Below are 21,784 nucleotides of genomic sequence, written 5' to 3' on the forward strand. Positions count from 1 at the left end.
TGCCTGCTCTCTTTCATGTGGACGACACCTCGGTTTTTTTGTGTTTATTATCTACCTGCTCTTAGAGGGTGTCCACTTTTTATTCTAGTTGCACAGGGACCTTATCCGGTTAAATCCGACATACTCTTAGGCCACCTCGTCCTCAACACCCACGTTTCTCGCCCAACCTAAGCCAATAAGACCCTCACGGGGTCTTATGATCACTACTATTATTCCGATTTCGTCCGATAAAACCCTGCCAGAGTCTTATCCCAACGCCGCACGCCCGCAACATGAAAAGCCATCCCTTGCCCAAAGGCAGATGGGATGGCTTTTTTGCCCGTCTTATACGGCTTCCAGACTATCCAGAATCTCGCTTAAGCTAAGCTCGGCGCAAGCCATGGACGTATCGGCAGCTCCGTAATACATGCGGATGCGATCGCCGTCTACCAGCGCGCCGCAAGAGAAGACGACCCCGCCGAAGAAGCCGTTCCGTTCATAGTCGGCCTCCGGCTCCATAATCGGATTGCCGGAACGGGCGATAACCTTGGACGGGTCGTTCAAGTCGAGCAGCACCGCGCCCATGCAGTAACGGTTATCCTTGGTCGCGCCATGGTACAGCTCGAGCCAGCCTTTGTCCGTCTTGATTGGCACGGCGCCGCCGCCCAGGCGTCCGCTGTCCCACATGCCGTCGCGCAGTCCGATCAAATGGCGGTGATTGCCCCAGTAGAGCAGGTTGTCGGACTCGGCAATCCACATCTCCGGGCGCCCGCAGCTCTTCGTTGTTGGACGGTGCAGCGCGTAATACTTGCCGTTTACGCGCTCCGGGAAAATAAGCACGTCTTTGTTGTCCGGGCCAAAGATCATCCCATGATGAGTGACGTTCTCGAAATCCTTCGTCGACACGAGCGATTCCCCGATGCCGACCGGCGAAACCGCCGAGAAGTAAATATAGTAGGTATCCCCGATCTGCGTAATGCGGGGATCCTCGATCCCAAACGTCTCAAGCGACTGGGACGGATACACAAACGGATGATCGTCGATGGTAAAATGCCGTCCGTCTTTGCTCCGCGCAATGCGCAAGTAGGACAAGGAAGTCAGGTATTCAAAAGACGGAGCGTTCTCCTTCCGTACGATGACGCGAGGATCGGAAAAATCATAGCGCGCGTCGTCCAAACGGATCGGGAAAAGGTCCAGATCGTTTCGTTCCACGTTATAGACCGGAGCCAGCACGACGTTCGGATCCGGGCTGATAGGCCGTTCCGCGACGCGGAGCAGCATAATGACTTCGCCGTTATATTCGGCAATACCGGCGTTGAACGCGCCGATAACTTCGAAATCGGGGCGGTGCGGCTTCACGTCCGCCGGCGTAACCAGCGGGTTCTGTTCATATCTGTAAATGTTCATAAGATGATTCCTTCTTTCGTTCATTGCTTGAACGGCCGCATTGGGCCGGGTAAATATTACAAACCGGCAAAAGGATCGGCGATAACCAGAGTCTGAGCGTCGGCATCGCTGATGCCGGCATACAGCAAGGCGCTACCGTCCTCCCGCCTCACAAGGCCGCCGCTGAAGACAACGTCCTGCAGGTCCGGCCTTTTGGACGGTCCGGGCAGGAATCGGCTGCGCTCGGCAATGATCGCCATACCGGTAAACGAAGCATCCCGCGGATCAAACACGAAGGCCATCGGATAATAGTGACGGTCTCCTGCTTCATCGAAGCAAGCGGTATGCCCGAGCACGCCCACGCGGCCGTCCTTCAGCAAATGGGCTTCGTTCGCGCCGCCCCATTCGCCTTCCGCAAATTGTCCTTCAAGCAGCGGCGCATCGTCGATAACCTTCTTCGTTAAGGCATCCAGCGAAGCAACCCGGGCGAAGCCGATCTTGCCGCGGCCGCCCTTCTCGCCTTGCGGGCGGGTGAAGACCCCAACGCTGCCGTCAGGAAGCTCGACAAGACGGATATCCTTCATTCCGTCAGGCCCTTTGAAGAAGGGCTTTAAATCGCGTATGCCGCTGCCGCGGTAGAACACCGTGCGCCACATCAGCGCGTCCTCCCGTTCCGGATGCGGATAGATCTCGACGCCTCCAAGCACCAGCTCCCCGCCAATACGGCAGTGAAACGGATCCTGCAGAGCCAATACGGGAGCATCCTCTACCGGAAGCCATTTGCCGGCTTGTTCCGTAAAGAAAATGACGTCGGAATGCTCGCTGTCCCGCGATTCCACGCGTCCCGGAATGATGTCGGCCCCATTCTCCCGGATTGGGGCCGCGATGTTGTACACGTCTTTGCCGCCTACGCCTTCAAAGGCGATACGCGACGGGTTGTCGGCCCGTGCACCGGAGGCGCGGTAAGCTTCGAGAAGCTCCGAGCAGCTTAGCGCGCTGCCGGCTTTTCGTTCGTGAACGGTCATGATTCGTTACCTCCAAGGAAGATTATTTCAGGCTGAACTGCATGCCCTCTTGGAATTTCTTGCTGAATATGAGGAACATCACAATAATCGGCAGCGTCAGGATCGTTGAAGCCGCGTACAGTGGGCCCGGATAAGATCCGTATGGCCCAAACATCTGGGACAATAATACGTTTAGCGTCAGCATGGAGTCGCTCTTCACCGCAATCATATCCCACAGCAGCTCCGTCCACCGCTCCATGAGCAGGAACAGGAAGATAACGGTCGTAATCGACTTCGACATCGGCAGCATGATCCGGAACATGATTTTCAAATCGGACGCCCCGTCCAGCTTAGCCGCTTCAATAAAGACGGTCGGCACGGCCTTGAAGAAGTTCGTGTACATAAAAATCGCCCATAAACTGACGGCCTTCGGAATGATAAGCCCCGGATACGTATCGTACAAGCCCACGCGCTGAATGATCAGAAACGACGGCACGAGCAGAATGATAGCCGGGAAAAACATATGGAACAGAACAAAGTTGTTGATCGCGTTCCGGCCGAAGAAGTTCAGCTTCGACAATGCGTAAGCGACCATGATGCCGAAGAACATCATAAGCGCCGTAGAAGCGAGCGAAACAAAGATACTGTTAAAAAAGGCGTTTAACCAAGGCCGTGTAATACCGGTCTCGCCGCCATTAAAGAGCCATTCGTAAGACTTGATCGTGAATTTGGTCGGAAAGAGCTGCTTGTCGATCTGCGTCCAATCCGCGAAGGAGCTGAGTACCATATACAGATACGGATACACCATAATGAGCAGAAGCACGGCCGCGATTCCGTATCGAACAGCTTTTCTCGTACCGCTGTGCTTTTTAGACCCAACCATTGCGCTTCCCCCAAATCTCCAAAATTTTGCGGATAATGAAGATGGAAATAAACGTCGCCACCGAAGCCAGCAGCGCTACCGCGGATGCGTAGCCGACCTGCATGTTCTGGAACGCCTGCTTGAATATTTCCATCTGCCACGTGTTAGTCGCGTGCCCCGGTCCGCCTCCCGTCAATTGATACACCTCGGTGAAAATGCCGAAGGTAACGCCAAACGCCAGAATAAGCGTCGTATACAGCGACGGATAAAGCAGCGGAAGCGTAATGCGCCAGAACCGTTGGCTGTCCTTCACGCCGTCAATCGCGGCGGCTTCGTACACTTCCTTGTCGATGCTCTCAAGACCCGAAGTAATGATAAGCGCGTAATAGCCCGTGAATTTCCAGGCAAGAATCGCCCCTACCACGCAGAGCGCCGAAAACGGCGACCCCAGCCAGTTGATATCCAGCCCGATGCCTCGCAGAGAGACGTTTACGGGGCTCGTATAGGAAAGCAAGCCTTTTACGATCAGCGCGCTAACTACGCCCGAGCTCAGGTAAGGCAGGAAGAACCCGATAAGGAACAAGCTTTTGAACCGGTTCAATCCGTGCACGAGCACCGCTACGCCAATCGCCAATACGGTAACGAGCGGAACGAAGATCATCATGAACTTGTACGTATTCCAAAAAGCCGCATGCACGCTTGAATCCTGCAAAGCGTCCATAAAGTTGGCGAAGCCTACGAAATTGAATGTCGGGGCGATCAGGTCCCAGTCCGTGATAGACAGGAAGAACGACCAGATCAGAGGCCCGAAAAAGAAGATCAAGGAATAGATGAGATAAGGGCTGGTAAATAACCAGCCCAGCTTGTTATTGCGTTGGTCCATGAGCAGGATCCTCCCTTACTTCAGGGCTTTTTCCAAAGCGGACTTCATGGCCGCCCAGCCCTCCGTTGGGGCGATTTCGCCCTTGACGACTTTATTGAATGCCTGCTCGCCAATAATCGTCTGCAGGTCGTTGTATTTGGCATTATCCATCGGCGGCACGGCATTTGGCACGTTATCCGCATATGGCTTCAGCTGAGGCTTCTCGCCTAGGATCGCCTTGAACGATTCGTTCGTCGACAGGTCGTCGCGCGCCGGCGGCAGATTGGTCTGCTTGAACCACTTGGCGTCGTTCTTCGCGTCGCTGTACACCCACTTGATGAAATCAAGCGCAGCCTGCTGCTGTTCTTTCGTTGCGGAAGCGTAGATAACAAGTCCTTTCGTATCGGCGAACGTTTTGCTTTGCGCAGGATCAACGTCGTCCGGTACAGGAGGCATGCTAAGCGCGTACGATTCGTTAAACTTCAGGTTCGGATATTTTTCTGCCCAGGTTGTGAAGGTCCACGGCCCAACGTCGGTGAAGATGCCCGTTCCGTTCTCGAACGGATCCGTCACCTGACGGGAAAGAAGACCGTTCTCCTTGCGCAGGTTGTCTACAAAGGTAAGCACTTCGGTTCCGGCTTTCTCGTCCCCGGTGAATTGATTGCCTTCAATGAACTTGTTGCCGTTCGAAGCCGCGTCATACAGCATGTAGAAATCGAACCAGCGCTTCCAGGCCGTAGGATCGGCAAGATCCGGCTTCGCCCACAGGAACTTCTTATCCCCGTATTTCGCCTTCAGCTTCTTGGTCACCTCAAGCACTTCGCTGTATGTCTTAGGCGGCTCGTTATAGCCAAGCTCCTTCAGAACATCCAGGCGCCATCCGAACAGCATCGGGTTGGAGTAGATCGGCAGCACGTATTGATGGCCGTCCGCGAACTTCCATGGCTCGATCGTTTTGGTCATGTTGCGTCCTTGAATAATATCGTTGTAGCCTTCCAGCGTATCGAGCGGTACTAGCGCCTTACTGTTAGACAGCTGAGCAGCGAAGCCGCGGTTAATGTTTTCGGAGATCGTTGGCGCGCTCTTCGCCGCGATGGCGGATTGAATGCTGGCCTCGGACGTCGGCGATTCCTTAATGGCGCTGACATTGATCTTCACCTTATCGTTAGTTGCCTCGTAAGCCTTGGCGAGCTCCTGCCAATAAGCTTGCTGGGTCGGGTTTGGAGCCGCCCAAAATTCGATAGTCGTAACCTTGCCTTCGCTCGACGAGCTGTTTCCCGTCTGATTCTGGCCGCCTTGGCCTGTCGAGCAGGCACTCAGCATTCCAAGCGCCACGATAGTGGTAAGAAGAACCGGTGCTTTTTTCTTCATGGAACAATGACCTCCCAAAAACATGATTTTATAATTACAAATTAATCCCGTCATGCTGCATCACATGACATAAAGTAGCTGGAAGCGTTTACGACCCTTATTATGCGCTGTCATAATGACCTTGTCAAGTGATTATCTTGATATTCCCCTTCACAACAACCTTACTAATTACTTTACTAAATTGATTTGTAACGTTACAATAGATATTGAACAAACCGTTCCCCGCCCGCTTTTCAAATACCGCAAGTGCGGCTTGACACCCTTTCGAGGAACGGGAACAATTATAGAAAACGAGCACAATTTTAGCGTTCCGCGCCTACGCGCAGCGCCGAAATCAAAGTCCCGACGGAGGTTGACCTCGTGAACAGAAAAGTAACGATGCAGGATATCGCAGACAAGCTAAGCTTGTCCAAGAATTCCATATCTCAAGCGCTCACCGGCAAACCGGGCGTAAGCGATGAGACGCGCCGCTTGATTATGCAGACGGCGGACGACATGGGTTATGTATACAGCAAGCGGGTCGACCAGCCGGCAGCTCTGCATGCTGCTCCGCGTACGATCGCCCTAATCGCTTCGAATTATGCATTTTCCATGAAAAGCTTCTTCGGCGATATTTATCTGAGCGTCGATAAGGAATTGAAACAAAAGGGCATCGAGCTTATTATCCAATCCATCAGCCCGGAGGATGCAGCCTCCCTCACGCTGCCGCCTTTTTTACAGCAGCGCGCTGTTGACGGCATTCTTATTTTGTCTCATATAACGACGCCTTATATTCGCGCCATTCTTGATACCGGCATTCCTTCCGTGTTGATTGACCATCACCATCCGGATCTCGCTGCCGACTCTATTCTGACCAACAACCGGTTTAGCGCATACGAGGCAATCCGCCATCTGGCTAATCTGGGGCACAGAAAAATCGGGTACATGGGAAATATCCGCGTCTCGCCAAGCTATTACGAACGGCTCGAGGGGATGAGACTGGCCGCTTTCGAGCTTGGAATCGAGCTTGAGGAACAGTGGCTCGTAACCACGGCGAAGGAGGAAAGCGGAGAAATTCGAAAGCTCCTGGAGGGAATAACCGATCTTCCGACCGCCTGGTTCTGCGTTAACGACGGGTTCGGCTTTATGGTCAATTCGGCTTTGCAGCAGATGGGATTGCGCGTGCCGGAGGATGTATCCGTGGTCAGCTTCGACAACGGCTACCTGTCCAGGCTGGCCACGCCGCCAATCACAACGGTCGATGTAGATCTTCATCTTTACGCGCGTTGCGCCGTTGAAAGATTGCTCAGCAGACTTAACGATTCGGAGCAGCCCAAGACGGAGACCTTGCTCTCCACCAAGCTGCTCGTGAGAGGTTCCACCGGTCCGGCTAAGCAGCGGAATTAAGCTCCGACTTGCGACAGGCACAAAAAAAGCGGCCAGCATGAATCATGCTCGGCCACTCTGTCATCCGGTATGCGTATGTATTCGCTTTGCCATATTCTAGAGCCGTTCCAGCGCCTCAAGCGTAAGCAGCATATACTCAATCAGCTCGGGCAAATCATTCATTTGCTCCTCGTCAATGCGGCGGTTGAAGCGCAGCTCCACCGCGTTCTCGTACAAGGGGTTGCCCCCACTCCCGCTTCCGTACACGAAGCTAAGCGTCTGGGTAAGCGATACTTCCGTTCCCCATTGCTCCCTAACGGCCGCTTCGATTCGCGGACACTGCGTTTCCGCGTCCGGCATGGCCAGATGAAACCGCAGGCGGAGACTGCAGCCGGGCGGATCGCCTTCCTGCAGCTCCAGCAGCTCCGTCGCCAGGTCGCGGAGCGAGGTATCCAGCCGGATTTCGCCGACAATTCGCTTCTCCCGGTCGGTGCCGGCTAATACGAATTGCAGGGCGAACTCGCGCCCCATCACGGCCATATCCAACCGGTCCACGCGGTTTACGACCCGAATCCGTTCGTCCAGATTGTCCAGATCGTACAGCTGATTTTCCAAGGCGACCTTCAAATTATCGAAGATGGTTGGGTCAAATAACATCGCCATACACGAACTCCTCCAGCCGCTCCAAAGCCGCTTCGTCAAAGGGACGCGAATTGTCGTAATACAGCACCGACGATTCCGGAAGCTCCCACGCAATCGTTCTGCGCCCAAGCGAACGGGCGAAGGAATCCCAGTGCACCAGCTTGTATCGATCCGTCGCAAGCCCACGCTCCTCGATCCGGCTGTAATGCATATCTTCATCCCGCAAATAGACCACAACCGCCTTCACCTCGACGTCGTCCAGGGAAGCGCCGGCCGAAGCCAGCTCCTCCGCGATCCAGGACGGATCGCCGATTTCCTTCGTAAACGGGCCGATGACGAAGGCATCCGTGCCAACGCCGATATTTTCGAGCGCGGCATCCATCGTAATCCGGTAGCCGAGATCCCGGCACAGCTTCTTATAGTCTTCCGAATCGCGGTCATTCGGGTCCAGCCCGGCTACAGTCATAATTTGCACGGCTGCAGGCCGCAGCATCGTATCCATATCGAATACCGCCGCGCCGCGTTTACGGGCAAGCGCCTTGGCCAGCGTTGTTTTCCCCGCTCCCGCGCCGCCGACGAAAAACACAAGCTTCCTCATGTCTATCGCCTCCTACTTCCGCTGCAGCTGCTTCCAGACGGTCTTGTTGCTGTATTCCTTCGAGCTGCTGATGTCCTCTCCGAACCATTCCGGCGCCTCGAACGAATGAGCGGCTTCCTCGGAATCGAACTCCACCTCAAGGACGGTAAGCTGAATCTGGTCGTAAATATCGATCTCGATTCCGATGCCGTTCCATTCCGCCGTAATCCGGTTTTTCGTCAGGGCAACGGCGCCAAACGCCTTTACGACCTGCTCGTATAGCCCCTCGTTGATCTCGTATTCAACTTCCTCGCGCTTAATGCCAAATCCCTTCTTGAACGTATGCGTGTATGTAATCTCTCCGTTGTCCACATCCGTTATCCGGCGGACGCGCAGCTCCTGGTCGGCTTCCAGCGCCAAATAGGTCTGCTCGATCCGCTGCTCGGAGCGTACCTGAATCCGGCCCTCCAGCTGCTCATACGGTACGGCCAGCAAAAATTTGCGTTCGATCTCTAATGCCATGAATCGTTCTCCCCCATAAACATGAATTTGCTTAATCATACCACAAGGTGAAACGGACTTCGCATTTAATGGTGGCGGAGCGCGTTTCATTCCGGTGAATTCTAAGCCCTGATAGAAGAAAAAGCTTATATAAATCCTTAGAGTTTAATCGGCTGCCGGGACGCGCCAAAAACCGGGAGATGGCTCATCCCCCGGTCCATAACCTCATTTAATATTTTTCCCGTAAAAGATCTCGTACATCTCGTCTGTCAGACGCTCCGTAATTTCCTTCTGCTCGTCCATGCTCAGCTTATCCTTCGTATACCCGAACAGGTAGTTGTTGAGATCAAACTCGCGAAGCTTGCATTTGGTGTGAAAGATATTTTCCTGATAGACGTTCACGTCAATCATGTCGTATTGGTCAATCACTTCGTCCGGAATGTAATTCTGGATCGAGTTGATGTCATGGTCGATAAACAGCTTGTTGCCGTTAATGTCCCTTGTAAAACCCCGAACCCGGTAATCGATCGTCATAATGTCCGTATCAAACGAATGAATCAAATAATTAAGCGCCTTAAGCGGCGAAATCTCCCCGCAGGTAGCTACGTCGATATCGGCGCGGAAGGTACTAATCCCTTCGCTTGGATGATATTCCGGATACGTATGAACGGTAATATGGCTTTTGTCGAGCTGCAGCACGACATTGTCCGGAAGCGGACCCGGCGACTCGTCAAACGTCGATTCGGTCGGCACCTCCACGATTGGCCCTTCCGAGACCAGAATCGTGACGCTGGCGCCTTGCGGTACGTAATCCTGCTTGGCAATGTTCAGCACATGCGCGCCGATGATGTCGGCAACCTGCTTCAATATTTTCGTAAGCCGGTCGGAATTGTACTGCTCGTCAATGTACTCGATATAAGCCTCGCGCTCTTCCTTCGTCTTCGTATAACAGATATCGTACATATTGAAGCTGAGCGACTTCGTCAAATTGTTAAAACCATGCAGCGTAATCCTCTGCTCGGGCGTAAACTTCACCTTTAATCCCCCCGTTCCTAACTCTTCCACTACTATTACCCATTTTTCCGGGGCTGATTCAAATTATGGCAATAATCTCATGATGAAGGCAGGTGCGAGATAAGCCGTTTATGGTATACTGCTTCAATAAAGAATTGCATTGGAGGGCCTGCAATCATGAAAATTTACGTCGTTGTCTCGTTCTCGGAGGACGGGATGGAAAACGTATACGTCGGCGATGACCATGAAAAGGTACAGTCGCTGAACCCGGAGGATTTCGAGAACAGCGATGCGCTGTTCGTCGAGATTTGGGAGGACGGCGAGAAGACCGACGAATACCGCGTCGGCTCGTACGCCGAAGACGACGAACCCGAGAACTAAACCGTTCACGAAAAAAGGTCTCCGCGATGCCCGAAAGAAGGCAAAGCGGAGACCTTTTATTTTTACAGCATGATTTTGCAAATATCGTTCGTAAACTGAACCGGATCCTGCACCGTCAAGCCTTCGATCAGAAGCGCCTGATTGAACAGCAGGCTGGTATAGAGGCTCAGCTTTGTTTTGTCGGTGGCGTAAGCATCCTTCAGCGCCTTGAACACGTCATGGTTCACGTTGATTTCCAGCACCTTGCTGGCTTTCACGTCCTGGCCGTTCGGCATCGCCTTCAGCACCTTCTCCATCTCGATCGTCACTTCGCCTTCGGAAGACAGGCAGACCGGATGGGATTTGAGACGCTTGGAAGCCTTGACGCCCGTTACGCTGTCGCCAAGAATTTCTTTCATTGCCGCGAACAGATCCTTGTTGTCCTTAGCTTCTTCTTCGGTTTGCTTTTCCGCTTCGTCCGCTTCGATGCCAAGATCGCCGCTGGACACGTTTTTGAACGACTTGTCTTTGTGCGTGCCGATCATCTTGATCGCGAACTCGTCGATATCGTCGGTGAAGTAGAGCAGCTCATAGCCTTTATCCGTTACGATCTCGGCTTGCGGCAGCTTCTCGAGACGTTCGATCGACTCGCCCGACGCGTAGTAGATGTACTTCTGGTCTTCCGGCATGCGGGACACGTATTCTTCAAGCGTAACCTGCTTCTTCTCCTTCGAAGAGTAGAACAAAAGCAGATCCTGCAAAGTATCCTTGTTCGCGCCGTAGTCGTTGTACACGCCAAACTTCAGCTGGCGGCCAAACGCCTTGTAGAAGCCTTCGTACTTCTCGCGTTCTTCCTTAAGCAGGCTTTGCAGCGTGCTCTTGATTTTGTTCTTGATGTTCTTCGCGATCAGCTGCAATTGACGGTCATGCTGCAGCAGCTCCCGGGAAATGTTCAGCGACAGATCCTCGGAGTCGACCATCCCTTTCACGAAGCTGAAATAGTCCGGCAGCAGGTCCGCGCATTTGTCCATAATGAGGACGCCGTTCGAATAAAGCTCCAGGCCTTTTTCGAATTCCTTCGTGTAGTAGTCGAATGGCGTATTCTCCGGGATAAAGAGGATCGCATTGTAGACCACCGCGCCGTCCGCGCTGATATGCAAATGCTTCAGCGGCTTGTCGAAGCCGTAGCGCTTCTCGAAGTAGAAGTTGTCGTAGTCTTCCTGCGTCAGCTCGTTTTTGTTTTTGCGCCAGATCGGAACCATGCTGTTGATCGTTTGTTCCTCTTGGTATTCCTCGAACTCGCCTTCGCTGTCCGCCTTTGGACGCTGGCCCTTCACATCCATCTTGATCGGGTAGCGGATAAAGTCCGAGTACTTCTTAATGATCGATCTCAAGCGGTATTCTTCGAGGAACTCGTCGTAATTGTCGTCCTCGGTGTTCGGCTTGATCGTCATGATGATATCGGTGCCCACATCCGCTTTGTCCGCAGGAGTAATCGTGTAGCCGTCAGCGCCTTCCGATTCCCATTTGAATGCCTCATCCGCGCCCAGCGCACGGCTAATGACCTCAACCTTGTCCGCCACCATAAACGCCGAGTAGAAGCCTACGCCGAATTGGCCGATAATGTTGTGGCCGTCCTTCGCTTCGTTCTCTTTCTTGAACGCGAGCGAGCCGCTCTTCGCAATAACGCCAAGGTTGTTTTCCAGCTCCTCTTGCATCATGCCGATCCCCGTATCCGAGAGAATCAGCTTGCGGTTATCCTTATCCACCGTTACTTTTATATAATAGCTCTCTTTGTTGAATACCAGTTGGTCGTCCGTCAGTGCTTTGTAGTAGATTTTATCAATCGCGTCGCTGGCATTCGAGATAAGCTCTCTCAAGAAAATTTCGCGCTGCGTATAAATGGAGTTGATCATCATCTCCAGCAGCCGTTTCGATTCCGCTTTGAACTGTTGCTTTTCCATTCGTGTGATGTTCTCCTTCCAATATCGTGTGATTGTGTTAGCACTCTCCATGTTGGAGTGCTAAGCCTTGCTTTTACTATATAATATGGAGATTTTGGGTGTCAACCGGATATCGGCAATGAGAATGGACTTCGCGTGCCTTCGGCTGTGAAATCTGGAATATCGAGCGATACATGGATGCGGAACTGCAGCTCTATTGAGCTGTCGTCCGGGAAGCCCAGCGTGTACGTAACGATATAAGGCGTTTCAATATAATAGAGCGTGAGCTTTAACCGGCGGCCAGTCTCCCATGCGGCATAGGCGACAACCGTCTGCTCGTGGTCGGCGAGGTCTTTTGTAAAGACGGATTTCGAATAGACCGGTCCGGCAAAAGAATACGGCAGCCGCGTGTTCCGCTTGCTGTCTTTGAAGATTAGCTGGAGCTCCATCTGTTGCCCGTCGTTTCCCTCGACGAAAGCGAGCTCCTGAAGCCCGCACGGGTTATCCGCCAATTCATATCTCCGGTTTAATAGAAGGATGGCGTCGCCCGGAATCGGCATGGCGACCGGAATATGAAGCCGGGACAGGCGGCTGAGCTGCTGCTGAAGCATGTCCGATGCGGGCGCTGACACCGGCAGCTCTTTGTTTTCCAAACGATCAAAAATATGCTCATAAATAAGGTCCAGCATGAGCTGCAGCTCGCGCATATTGCTGAAGCTTGCCGTCATCGCGATAACGAGCTTCTCCTTAGGAGCCACAAAGCACATTTGGCCAAAAGAGCCGTCCCCCCGGTAACAGCCTCGGCGGCACAGGTGGAACTGATAGCCGTAGCCCTGCATGGAGTCGATTTTCCCCGCATTGGCTATGCGGTTATCGCTTTGCTCGGTTGTCGCAAGCTCCAGATAACGCTCCGAGACGATTCTGTTCTTCCCGTACACTCCGCTATTCAAAAGCATTTGGCCAAACTTCGCTACACTCTCCGTCGTCAGGCTTAGTCCCATGCCTCCCGCCGTGATGCCAAGAGGACAAGTCTCCCAGACCGGCCTTGGTATACCGAGAGGCTCGAATAAGGCTGGCATCAGGAAGTCGACAAGCGACTGCCCTGTAACCCGTTCGATGATCGCTGAGAGCATGTAAGTGGAATGCGTGCTGTACAGATAATGAGTTCCCGGCTCCAGCGCCACTTCCTGCGCAAGGAACGCAGCCACCCAATCCTGCTCCGCCGCAACGGCGGAATAAAGATTAAAATCATGGCCGGCGGTCATGGAGAGCAGATGGCGAATGGTCATGCGTGCCAGATTCGGCGATACCGTGGCTGGCAGCTTGTCCGGAAAAAACGAGATGACTGGTTCATCGAGCTCAAGCAGACCTTTGTCCCAGGCGATACCAACGGCAATCGACGTGAAGCTTTTGCTTAAGGAATACAGCAGCTGCGGCGTGTCCTTCCGGTAAGGCTCCCGCCAATACTCAGCCGTTACTTTTCCGTCCTGCAGCAGCATAAAGCTGTTAACTTGCAGGTCTCGCTGCTCGGTTTGGGCGAATAGTTCGATTAACGCTTGCGTAGACAAGCCGTGATTTTCCGGGAAATCAGAGAACAAAGACAAGTAAGAGCCTCCTAATCCTTCTCCGTTTTTCTAGCTGACAGTAATGTAAGCAGGAGACTTAGCAGAATAAAAGCAGCGCCAATTACGATAAAAGGTAATACCAACTCATTATCGCTCAGTTTAACTTCTACATCCTCTGTGAAGATTGAACCTGAATTTATGGCGTATCCGCTTTGAATACGACCAGCCATTTCATAGTTGGAGTACCGCTCTAGCGAATACATCAGACCGCTAACCAACAGGAACAAGGAACCTATGTAAAATAATGATTTTGAATTCAAACAAGCTCTCTCCTCTCATCCTCATCTGACTATAGATTCAACCAAAATCCTCCGACCCCTTTATATGGAAATTAAAAATAATGTTCTCGCAAAAAAACCACTCCCGAAGAAGTGGCTTCATTATTCTAGTTCATGCCAACCGTCTGCACCGCAGATGCAGACGGTTCCTGCCGCCTCGGCAGCTTGCGGCGGCGGATCCAACGGGTGCCGACGAGGATGGCGCGGAACAGTTCATCAAGCAGCAGGCCCAAGAGTGCCCCCATAATGCCCATATCGAGCAGTACGCCAAACACATACGCGCCGCCTGTCGCGAAGATCCACATGCCAAGCATGCTGCTCATGGCGACAAACTTGGCTTCGCCAATTGCCGTCAGGGACTGGATAAAGGAATACGTCCAAGTCCGCATCGGCTGCCAAATCATGCACCAGAAGAACAACGGCAGCAGGATGCCGGTTATTTCTTGATCCGACGTAAACCAGCCGATTGTCGTATGCCCGAAAGCGTACAGCAGCACGGCCAGCGCAAAGGTTGGCAACATGCCAATCATGGCAGCCCGGTACGGAGCCCGGTAAACCTCGTCATACCTTTTCCCGCCGTACAGCTGGCCGCACTGAATCTGGACGGCCATGCCGATGGAGTTGCCAATCAGCCAAGGCAGCTGCTGGATGATGTTGAAGTAGGAGTAGGCCGCCAGCTGCGCCGCCCCCATCGATGAGACGATTGCCAGCGTGACAATCTGCGAATACCCCCAGGATGCCGCATTGCCCAGATTCGGCAGGCCAATGCCAACCATCTCCTTGAGCAGCGGACGGTCAAACCCGCGCCAGTCGCTCCGCTCAAACGGGCTTGGGAACGAACGGAGCAGGAGCCATACGCCAACCGCGCACGCAAGCAATCGGCTGATAATCGTGGAGATGCCGATCCCCTCAATCCCCATCTGCGGGAAGCCCAGCTCGCCAAAGATAAACATATAGTTCAGCAGCACGTGAATGACGTTCATTCCGATGGCAATCATCATCGGCCCGCGCGTATTGCCGGTGTTCCGGATCATCACGGTCAGCATCATATTAAGCTCCGTCAAGAGAGAGCAGCCGCCGATAAAGGCCATGTAAGTCGTCGCCTGCGGAACGACTTCGGCAGGCGTCCCCATCAGGCTCACGATCGTACCCGAGCCAAAAGCAAACAGCAGACTCACCAGTACCCCGCCAATCAGCCCGACTTTTATCGCCATTGCCGCGGCCCGCCTCGCCGTATGAGGATCGCCCGCTCCCCATCTGCGCGCAATAACGATTCCAGCCCCGCCGTTGATAAGCACAAAGATCGTAAGCAGGGAACGCATCACCTGATTGGATACGCCGACCGCCGACACCGCATTGTCCCCCAAGCGGCTGACCATCAGGGAATCAACGGTTCCCATTAAAAATTGTAAAATCAACTCGATAGCGATAGGCCATGCAAGCGCGTATAAAGAGATGGATCTGTCTTTTTCGATGTGAGCCATAGCTGCCCGTACCTCCCGGCCTGTTTAACCCATTTTTGCTCCAATAATCGATAAGCACCGGAGCTTCTCTCTGTGATAACATTAACCAATATAGTACGTTCGCGGTTTAATGTCTTAATGCTTCTTGTTGTTTATTATCCCGATCTTGCTAATCTGATGGCCGGAGGCAGTACCTATGCGAAGCGATTTATACGAGAATACTCTTATGACCGATCCGGCCCTGCCGATTAACGTATTTCATCCAACCTTTGAAATCGGCTGCTCCCTGCCCCTCCACTGGCATGAGCATTTCGAGCTCATCTACGTCGAAAGCGGCGAGGTTCTCTATACCATCGGCGGCCAGCCGTTCAAGGTCAAGCCGGGCGACATGCTGTTCGTCAACAGCGGCGAGCTCCATTCCGCGGCCTCTCTCCAGCCGAACGAGCCGTTTACGATATACGCGCTTGTGTTTAACCCGTCCATACTAGGACTGAAGGAACCGCATATTGTCGATCTGGTCGCTCCGTATACGAATGGCATGTCCATGATTGCGAACCGGATCGGGCAGACAGACCCGATGTATCCGCTGCTGAAGCATACAACGCTGCAGTTAGCCGGAGAATTCGAACGGAAGCCCCGCGGCTACGAGCTTGCGGTCCGATCCTACTGCCAGCTGCTCTTCACCTGGCTTAGCCGCGAATTTTCCGTCATGCAGCGCAGCGACTCCGAGATGAACGCGTTCCGCGCGAGAACCGACCGCTTCAAGGAGCTGCTCACCCGCCTGGAATCCGACGTCGCCGAGCGAGTTACCGTCGAGCAAGCAGCCTCGTTTGTCCATATGAGTCCGTATCATTTCTGCCGGATGTTCAAGAAGGTTACGGGGCAGACGTTTGTGCAATACATGAATATTAACCGCATTAATAGAGCGGAATATTTGCTGAAAAACACATCGATGAGCGTCACCGACATCGCCGCCGAGATCGGCTGCAGCAGCATTAACAGCTTCTCGAAGCTGTTCCGCCAGCTGCGGGGCGTTTCGCCGCGTGATCTTCGAAAGGGGCAAAGAAGTGTCTGAGCACAAATAAAAGCAGACGGGCCCCGTCTGCTTTTTTGCATGGTCATTGTAAATGCTCTCCTGCATAGCCGATAATCCTACGGCTTCGGCTTTCGCGGCCAATCCCCTAGTTTACGTAACGTCTGTAATGCTTCGTCTTGCGAACAAGCCTGCAGTGCGACATGTACAGGCGCGTGCTTTTCTTTTGCGTATGGCTTTTCGTATTCCTTCTTCTAATGCACACATAGTGCCGCTTGGATACGGAATACACGCGGAAGCCTCTGCGGATGCACCGCCCCACCCAGCCGGAATCCGTGCCGACCTTCTTGAACTCGGGAAACGGGACGCGCTTCCAGACCGATTTCCGGAAGACCAGCGTGCCTCCCTTGATGCTGCGCGTGTATTTCCTTTCGCCCCCCTTGCGGAAAACCATCAGCGAACGAGTTGCTTCAAAGTAAATGTAGGAGGTATGTTTGCCCACGATGGACGCTTTGCCGCTTTTGATTGCCCGCGCCGTCTCGCGCAAAAACTTCGGTCCGTAGTAATCGTCATCGTCAAACTTGGCGATAATGCCGTCTTGGGCCATGTTAATGGCGTGGTTCAGGCATTTGCCAAGCTTGTATTCTTGGGGAAGCTGGATCACCCTCACTTCGTTCTCCGGATATTGGTTTGCCCGCTCCTGATAGAGCTCGATATCCATCTTGTCGTTATTGAGGACGATAATCATCTGTTTGTCCTTCCAAACCTGCCGATCGTAATTATCGAAGACATTATCCATGAATTCGGATCTCATCGTACACGCGATTACGGTGATCATCTTACATGTCATCTCCCTTCGGCGCAGCCAGCAGCTTGGCTTCGCGTCGGTTCCACAATGTATTTTTTTTGATTTTGTACAATTTTTTATCGATGATCTTCTGGTACAAATTTAAGAATCCGTCCGTCATGATCCGATCGGAGTAACGGGATCTGGCATAACGTCTGCATTCGCTGGACCTCGGCAGCAGCTTCTTGCGGTATTTAACCTTCCTTGCCATCTCGGATGTCGTTTTGCATAGGAGCTGAGGCATTCCTTTAAGCACCTCCGCAACGCCGCCTTTCTTGAAACCTAGCACGGGCGTTCCGCTGGCCAGCGATTCGATGAGGACCAGTCCGAAGGGTTCATCCCAGGTCGACGTGAACAGGACGCAGCTTGCGTTGGCGAGCAGCTCGCGTTTGCGGTCTCCTCCGACGGGGCCGATATAGCTGATTTTCTTGCCCAGATGCGGTTTGATTTTCGCGTTGAAATAGGCTTTGTCGTTCATCGTGCCGGCAATGATAAGCCGCATGCCCGTTTTTTTGGCAACCTTTATGGCGAGGTGGACGCCTTTTTCCTTAATCAATCGTCCCATGAAGAGCAGGTAATTTTGTTTGTCTTTCGTGTAGGTGTAATCCTCCATGCGGATGCCGTTATGGACGGCATAGCCCTTGCGTTTCCCGTATTTGCGGAGAATGAATTTACTGACGTATACCCGAAGCTGTACGTCTCCCTTGATTCCTTTGGAATGGGAGTTGCAGATTGTCGGAATAGGCGGGTTCGCCTTCGCGACGATCCCGTAGTGATCGTGAATGATATCCACGTCAGGCGGTAGATTTTTTATAATGAAGTCCAGCTGTTTTTTCGGATCATCCGACTCGTATTCGAACGTTTGGGTGGCATTCGAGGTTGAACCTTTCTTGGCAAACAGAATCACTTCATGCCCCCGGTTGACCAACTCTTCCGTTAAATAATGCACGTCGCGCTGCGTGCCCCCGTAATCCTTCGGAGGTACGGGAATCGTATTCGTCGATATTTGAACAATTCTCAAACGCCTCTCAACTCCTTAGGTCAAATCTTCCCATAGGCATTCCTTGTAGGATATGAATGGACATCTGTGCAGGGCACGGCGCTTTCACCAATAACGGCAACCCACTTTAATGCCGCGTGCAGTATACGCCCATACCAAGTGCAAATCATTTTAATAGAATAATAGAAGTTGATAGAAAGAGGTGAGAAGCTGTTGAAGGGATTGATTCTCTGTGCAGGGAAAGGAAGCCGTTTATACCCGTTTACCAATAATCGGCCGAAGACGCTTATCCCTGTCACAAATACGCCCCTGTTGCAATTATCAATCATGAAATTAACGGAGCTTGGAATAGATCGTATCGGCATAGTCATCCATCCGTCCCAGGAGACCGACATTCGCGGGCAATTCGGCGAGGGAGAAGCGTTTGGCGTCGCGATTACGTACATCTATCAGCATACGCCCAAGGGAATCGCGAATGCGCTAAAACAAGCGGAGGACTACTTGGCGGGCGAGCCGTTTCTGCTCCTTCTGGGAGATAATTTGATTTCCGCTCCGTTATCCGCTCTGAAGAACGATGTCGAGCATGGCGGGGTACAAGCATCCCTGCTGCTCGCGGAAGTCGAGGACCCGCAGGATTACGGCATCGCGGAGATTCAAGATTCGCGTATCGTTGGCCTGGAAGAAAAACCGAAGCATCCGAAGTCTAATTTGGCGGTAATAGGAGGCTACGCTTTTACGAAGGAAATCTTTGGCGCCGTAAACGAAATAACCCCCTCCAAGCGGGGCGAGTACGAAATAACGGATGCGATTCAGTGGTTAATCGAGCAGCGGCATGCCGTTGCTTATCATGTCACCGACCAACTGAACATCGACGTCGGTACGAAGGAACGCTGGCTGCTGGCCAATCGGAAGCTGCTGGACGCTGGGACACGCAAGATAAAGGTTCACGACTCTGTCCGGATGGAGCGCTGCACGATCGTAGAGCCGGTATCGATCGATAAAGATTGCGTCCTGAAGGATTGCAGGATCGGCCCTTATGTTTCGGTTGGAGCAGGCTCCAGACTAGAAAACATTCAAATCGAGAACAGCATCATTTTGAATGGCGTTCATATGAAAGATCTCTCCTTCCCTATTAACAATGTGATTATCGGCGAACATTCCGTTGTCGCTGGTGTACTCATCGATAAAGAGGTGAATAAGCCTTGAAAATTCTGATTATCGGTACGGGTTATGTGGGAGCCACGACCGCCATGGTGTTTGCCGAGATCGGCTGGCAGGTAACGGGACTTGATATCGATGCGGGCAAAATCGAACGGCTAAAGAAAGGACGCCTGCATTTTCACGAGCCCGGCCTTGAAGACCTCATTGCAAGGCATGTGCGAAGCGGCCGCTTGCGGTTTACGACCGATAAAGAAACCGTTATTAAAGAGCATGACGTTATTTTCCTTTGCGTCGGAACCCCTTCGCTGCCGGATGGAAGCGCAGACCTGCGCTACATTAGGCAAGCCGCCGAGGATATCGGGCATTCCATGAATGGTTATAAACTTGTCGTCACCAAAAGCACCGTGCCCGTCGGAACCCAAGAGCAAATCAAAAAGTGGATAGCGGCGGCGCAGCAAACGTCCTATCCCTTCGACGTCGCTTCCAATCCCGAATTTCTTAGGGAAGGCAAGGCTGTCGAAGATGCTTTGAAGCCTGACCGCATCGTTATTGGTACCGATAGCCAGAGGGCGGCAGAGCAGCTGCAGAAGCTGTATTGGTCTTTTGCATGCCCCTGGATTGTGACTACGCCGAGAACCGCGGAATTGATCAAGTATGCCTCCAATTCGTTCCTTGCCACCAAAATCTCCTATATGAACGAGCTGGCGAGACTCTGCGACGAGCTGGAGGTCAACGTAAAGGTCATTGCCGAAGGAATGGGCCTGGATCCCCGGATCGGGTCAAGCTTTCTGCAAGCCGGCCTGGGGTATGGCGGCTCCTGCTTTCCCAAAGACGTATCGGAACTCGTTACGACTTCGAGAAAGCATCATGTAAATCTCGGTATTTTGGAGGGGGTCATAGAGGTCAACCGCACGCAATACGCTTATTTGCTTGAGAAAGCAAGGAGACGGCTGGATGGCTTTGCGGGCAAAACCGTTACGATATTGGGGCTTGCGTTCAAGCCGGATACCGACGATATCCGGGAAGCGCCGGCGATACGGATCATCGATCAATTGTTGCGCGAACAGGCAAACGTTCGGCTATACGATCCTATTGCGGCTTTACCGGGGCAGCCATCCTACAAGGCTGTGAAGGTCTATTCCTCGGCAGAAGAAGCCTTAAGAGGAGCGGAAGCGATTATATTATGCACGGAGTGGCCCGAGTTCGGACAGCTGGATTGGAAGAAAGCGAAGAAACTCCTTAAGCGGCCCAACTTCTTTGACGGGCGCAATATGATGGATGCCAAGCGGATGCGCGCGATAGGGTATTATTATCAAGGCATCGGCAGCGGTTATTGAATCGTTTACCACATATAGAAAAGGCTGGCCCAGGAGTCCAATGACTCGGGGCCAGCCTCATATTTTACAGCCTAAATAATTTCGAGCTCGTCAATGCCCGGCATCGGCGGATGGTCCGCATGCGGCTCCAGCTGATACCAGTAAGCGACGGAAGCGATATCGTCCTGCAGCGGCAGATAACGTCCATGCGAGCGCCAGCCAAGCGCCTGGATCGTCACCTTCAGATCCTCCTCGAAACGGATCGGGTCCATGACGTGGAACCGGTACATGCCAAAGCGCTGATTCGCCTTGTACAAGCCGTCCGCCTTAATCGCTTGATGCATCCCGAGGAACGGCGTGGAATACGTCACGTACTGCCCGTTCATATCCCAGTTCCAGGCACCGCCGAAATAATCCTCCGTTCCCGTGCTGCAGATCGTCGGATAATCCTTGTCGCCGTCCATGTAGAACTTGACCTCGCCCTCTCCCCACCAGTTATTGCTGTTCACCTGCCAGGCGAGATAAGTGCCGACATAATGCCCTTTACCTTTAATGCCGTCAACAATCGTATGGACATCCTTGTAGGAAACCGGATTGCTGCGGCGCCATTGGGCATGAAAATAAGCCATATCATCAGGAACGTCCGTCAGCGTATAGTTGATCTGATAATACAGAATCGTGGATTCATGCGACAGGTTCTGCATCACAATACGCGCTTTCTTTCGGAAAGGCATTTCCCAATAGCTGTTGAAACCGCCCGCCGGATTAACCGAAATCGGCAGCGAATTCACAAGCGCGCGTTCGCCCCAGCCGTTGCAGAAGAAATCGCCGACCGGCACGTATACGGAAGGATCTTCTTCCTCATCCCAATAAATTTTGAAAATAAGCGATCTTACAACCTGATGCGAGCAGGTCAGCCAAATGTTTTGGATGACGCCCGGCCCATCGATAACCCCCATCGTAAACTCCTGATGGCCCGCGATGCTGACCGAAGGAGATACCTTCCAGCCAACGCCAAGGTCGCGGGCCGCATGAGCGCCCGTCCCTTCGGACGCCATGGCGCCCTTGCCCTTCTCGCCCGTAAAATTTTCCGGAGAAATCGATCTCGATACCGCATTCGAAACTCTCGCCAAATTGCCAAGTCCCATACCTAATCCGTTAAAAGCGTTCATGTGATTGAGCAGCCTCCCAGGAT

At 52.8% G+C, this 21,784-nt stretch carries 21 protein-coding genes; 5 read left to right on the forward strand and 16 right to left on the reverse strand.

The genetic code is table 11. The features are described from left to right. Positions 1-324 precede the first annotated feature (324 nt). Genes EV294_RS29545 through EV294_RS29565 form a run of 5 tightly spaced genes read right to left on the reverse strand, consistent with a single transcriptional unit; the run spans position 325 to position 5,464 of the window. Positions 325-1,386 carry a BtaManbiosPhlase gene (locus tag EV294_RS29545; RefSeq protein ID WP_132313482.1) on the reverse strand — a complete coding sequence of 354 codons (1,062 nt, stop codon included), beginning with the start codon at positions 1,384-1,386 and terminating at the stop codon, positions 325-327. Positions 1,387-1,442: 56 nt separating this feature from the next. After that, positions 1,443-2,390 (reverse strand): MTP-1 family protein, encoded by a 948-nt coding sequence (locus tag EV294_RS29550; RefSeq protein WP_132313484.1) that lies wholly within the window; start codon positions 2,388-2,390, stop codon positions 1,443-1,445. 22 nt (positions 2,391-2,412) lie between these two features. Continuing rightward, positions 2,413-3,252, reverse strand: a complete 840-nt coding sequence (locus tag EV294_RS29555; RefSeq protein WP_132313486.1) for a carbohydrate ABC transporter permease — start codon at positions 3,250-3,252, stop codon at positions 2,413-2,415. Beyond that, positions 3,239-4,114: a carbohydrate ABC transporter permease gene (locus EV294_RS29560; protein ID WP_132313488.1), complete on the reverse strand. Its 876-nt coding sequence runs from the start codon at positions 4,112-4,114 to the stop codon at positions 3,239-3,241. The genes EV294_RS29555 and EV294_RS29560 overlap by 14 nt, the downstream gene beginning before the upstream one ends. Before the next feature lie 15 nt (positions 4,115-4,129). Then, complete coding sequence (locus EV294_RS29565) at positions 4,130-5,464, reverse strand: ABC transporter substrate-binding protein (RefSeq protein ID WP_132313490.1); 1,335 nt, start codon at positions 5,462-5,464, stop codon at positions 4,130-4,132. Positions 5,465-5,824: 360 nt separating this feature from the next. On the opposite strand from EV294_RS29565, the gene EV294_RS29570 reads away from it, so the two are divergent. Further along, positions 5,825-6,850: a LacI family DNA-binding transcriptional regulator gene (locus EV294_RS29570; RefSeq protein WP_132313492.1), complete on the forward strand. Its 1,026-nt coding sequence runs from the start codon at positions 5,825-5,827 to the stop codon at positions 6,848-6,850. Positions 6,851-6,946: 96 nt separating this feature from the next. On the opposite strand, the gene EV294_RS29575 is transcribed toward EV294_RS29570, so the two are convergent. The 4 genes from EV294_RS29575 to speD form a co-directional block, all read right to left on the reverse strand. Continuing rightward, positions 6,947-7,492: a hypothetical protein gene (locus tag EV294_RS29575; RefSeq protein ID WP_132313494.1), complete on the reverse strand. Its 546-nt coding sequence runs from the start codon at positions 7,490-7,492 to the stop codon at positions 6,947-6,949. Then, positions 7,476-8,069 carry a P-loop nucleotide/nucleoside kinase family protein gene (locus EV294_RS29580; RefSeq protein WP_132313496.1) on the reverse strand — a complete coding sequence of 198 codons (594 nt, stop codon included), beginning with the start codon at positions 8,067-8,069 and terminating at the stop codon, positions 7,476-7,478. The genes EV294_RS29575 and EV294_RS29580 overlap by 17 nt, the downstream gene beginning before the upstream one ends. A 12-nt stretch (positions 8,070-8,081) precedes the next feature. Next, the gene (locus EV294_RS29585) at positions 8,082-8,570 is read right to left on the reverse strand and encodes a CYTH domain-containing protein (protein WP_132313498.1); all 489 of its coding nucleotides are present in this window, start codon (positions 8,568-8,570) and stop codon (positions 8,082-8,084) included. A 204-nt stretch (positions 8,571-8,774) separates the two neighbouring features. Next, the gene (speD, locus tag EV294_RS29590; RefSeq protein ID WP_015846969.1) at positions 8,775-9,584 is read right to left on the reverse strand and encodes an adenosylmethionine decarboxylase; all 810 of its coding nucleotides are present in this window, start codon (positions 9,582-9,584) and stop codon (positions 8,775-8,777) included. A gap of 156 nt (positions 9,585-9,740) precedes the next feature. Between speD and EV294_RS29595 the strand changes: the two genes are divergently transcribed. Continuing rightward, complete coding sequence (locus tag EV294_RS29595) at positions 9,741-9,944, forward strand: hypothetical protein (RefSeq protein ID WP_132313500.1); 204 nt, start codon at positions 9,741-9,743, stop codon at positions 9,942-9,944. Between the two features lie 62 nt (positions 9,945-10,006). Here EV294_RS29595 and htpG read toward each other — a convergent pair whose 3' ends face one another. From htpG to EV294_RS29615, 4 genes are all read right to left on the reverse strand, one after another. Next, a complete protein-coding gene (gene htpG, locus EV294_RS29600) occupies positions 10,007-11,887 on the reverse strand; it encodes a molecular chaperone HtpG (RefSeq protein WP_132313502.1) in 1,881 nt (626 codons plus the stop codon). Between the two features lie 101 nt (positions 11,888-11,988). Beyond that, a complete protein-coding gene (locus EV294_RS29605; RefSeq protein ID WP_132313504.1) occupies positions 11,989-13,470 on the reverse strand; it encodes a serine hydrolase domain-containing protein in 1,482 nt (493 codons plus the stop codon). A gap of 11 nt (positions 13,471-13,481) precedes the next feature. After that, complete coding sequence (locus tag EV294_RS29610; protein ID WP_132313506.1) at positions 13,482-13,751, reverse strand: hypothetical protein; 270 nt, start codon at positions 13,749-13,751, stop codon at positions 13,482-13,484. 125 nt (positions 13,752-13,876) lie between these two features. Continuing rightward, positions 13,877-15,253 carry an MATE family efflux transporter gene (locus tag EV294_RS29615; RefSeq protein ID WP_132313508.1) on the reverse strand — a complete coding sequence of 459 codons (1,377 nt, stop codon included), beginning with the start codon at positions 15,251-15,253 and terminating at the stop codon, positions 13,877-13,879. A gap of 175 nt (positions 15,254-15,428) precedes the next feature. Between EV294_RS29615 and EV294_RS29620 the strand changes: the two genes are divergently transcribed. Next, positions 15,429-16,307 (forward strand): AraC family transcriptional regulator, encoded by an 879-nt coding sequence (locus tag EV294_RS29620; RefSeq protein WP_132313510.1) that lies wholly within the window; start codon positions 15,429-15,431, stop codon positions 16,305-16,307. 106 nt (positions 16,308-16,413) lie between these two features. On the opposite strand, the gene EV294_RS29625 is transcribed toward EV294_RS29620, so the two are convergent. Next, a complete protein-coding gene (locus EV294_RS29625; protein WP_165930849.1) occupies positions 16,414-17,103 on the reverse strand; it encodes a glycosyltransferase family 2 protein in 690 nt (229 codons plus the stop codon). 1 nt (position 17,104) lies between these two features. Further along, a complete protein-coding gene (locus tag EV294_RS29630; RefSeq protein ID WP_132313514.1) occupies positions 17,105-18,133 on the reverse strand; it encodes a glycosyltransferase family 4 protein in 1,029 nt (342 codons plus the stop codon). 201 nt (positions 18,134-18,334) lie between these two features. Between EV294_RS29630 and EV294_RS29635 the strand changes: the two genes are divergently transcribed. Both EV294_RS29635 and EV294_RS29640 read left to right on the forward strand, forming a co-directional pair. Beyond that, the gene (locus EV294_RS29635) at positions 18,335-19,318 is read left to right on the forward strand and encodes a sugar phosphate nucleotidyltransferase (protein ID WP_243711837.1); all 984 of its coding nucleotides are present in this window, start codon (positions 18,335-18,337) and stop codon (positions 19,316-19,318) included. Continuing rightward, positions 19,315-20,610: a UDP-glucose dehydrogenase family protein gene (locus EV294_RS29640; protein WP_132313518.1), complete on the forward strand. Its 1,296-nt coding sequence runs from the start codon at positions 19,315-19,317 to the stop codon at positions 20,608-20,610. The genes EV294_RS29635 and EV294_RS29640 overlap by 4 nt, the downstream gene beginning before the upstream one ends. Positions 20,611-20,681: 71 nt before the next feature. Here the strand turns inward: EV294_RS29640 and EV294_RS29645 are convergent, their stop codons facing one another. After that, entirely contained in the window at positions 20,682-21,761 is a 1,080-nt protein-coding gene (locus tag EV294_RS29645) for a glycoside hydrolase family 172 protein (RefSeq protein WP_132313520.1), read from the reverse strand. Positions 21,762-21,784: the final 23 nt, after the last annotated feature.

The sequence above is a fragment of the Paenibacillus sp. BK033 genome (genome assembly GCF_004345425.1).
Lineage (GTDB): Bacteria > Bacillota > Bacilli > Paenibacillales > Paenibacillaceae > Pristimantibacillus.

Excerpts from the sequence above, each read along its gene's own strand:
- EV294_RS29625 (WP_165930849.1), bottom strand. The coding sequence starts at position 17,103 with ATGATCACCGTAATCGCGTGTACGATGAGATCCGAATTCATGGATAAT.
- EV294_RS29560 (WP_132313488.1), bottom strand. The coding sequence starts at position 4,114 with ATGGACCAACGCAATAACAAGCTGGGCTGGTTATTTACCAGCCCTTAT.
- EV294_RS29580 (WP_132313496.1), bottom strand. The coding sequence starts at position 8,069 with ATGAGGAAGCTTGTGTTTTTCGTCGGCGGCGCGGGAGCGGGGAAAACA.
- EV294_RS29595 (WP_132313500.1), top strand. The coding sequence starts at position 9,741 with ATGAAAATTTACGTCGTTGTCTCGTTCTCGGAGGACGGGATGGAAAAC.
- EV294_RS29575 (WP_132313494.1), bottom strand. The coding sequence starts at position 7,492 with ATGGCGATGTTATTTGACCCAACCATCTTCGATAATTTGAAGGTCGCC.
- EV294_RS29615 (WP_132313508.1), bottom strand. The coding sequence starts at position 15,253 with ATGGCTCACATCGAAAAAGACAGATCCATCTCTTTATACGCGCTTGCA.
- EV294_RS29550 (WP_132313484.1), bottom strand. The coding sequence starts at position 2,390 with ATGACCGTTCACGAACGAAAAGCCGGCAGCGCGCTAAGCTGCTCGGAG.
- EV294_RS29585 (WP_132313498.1), bottom strand. The coding sequence starts at position 8,570 with ATGGCATTAGAGATCGAACGCAAATTTTTGCTGGCCGTACCGTATGAG.
- htpG (WP_132313502.1), bottom strand. The coding sequence starts at position 11,887 with ATGGAAAAGCAACAGTTCAAAGCGGAATCGAAACGGCTGCTGGAGATG.
- EV294_RS29620 (WP_132313510.1), top strand. The coding sequence starts at position 15,429 with ATGCGAAGCGATTTATACGAGAATACTCTTATGACCGATCCGGCCCTG.
- EV294_RS29545 (WP_132313482.1), bottom strand. The coding sequence starts at position 1,386 with ATGAACATTTACAGATATGAACAGAACCCGCTGGTTACGCCGGCGGAC.
- EV294_RS29555 (WP_132313486.1), bottom strand. The coding sequence starts at position 3,252 with ATGGTTGGGTCTAAAAAGCACAGCGGTACGAGAAAAGCTGTTCGATAC.
- EV294_RS29645 (WP_132313520.1), bottom strand. The coding sequence starts at position 21,761 with ATGAACGCTTTTAACGGATTAGGTATGGGACTTGGCAATTTGGCGAGA.
- EV294_RS29565 (WP_132313490.1), bottom strand. The coding sequence starts at position 5,464 with ATGAAGAAAAAAGCACCGGTTCTTCTTACCACTATCGTGGCGCTTGGA.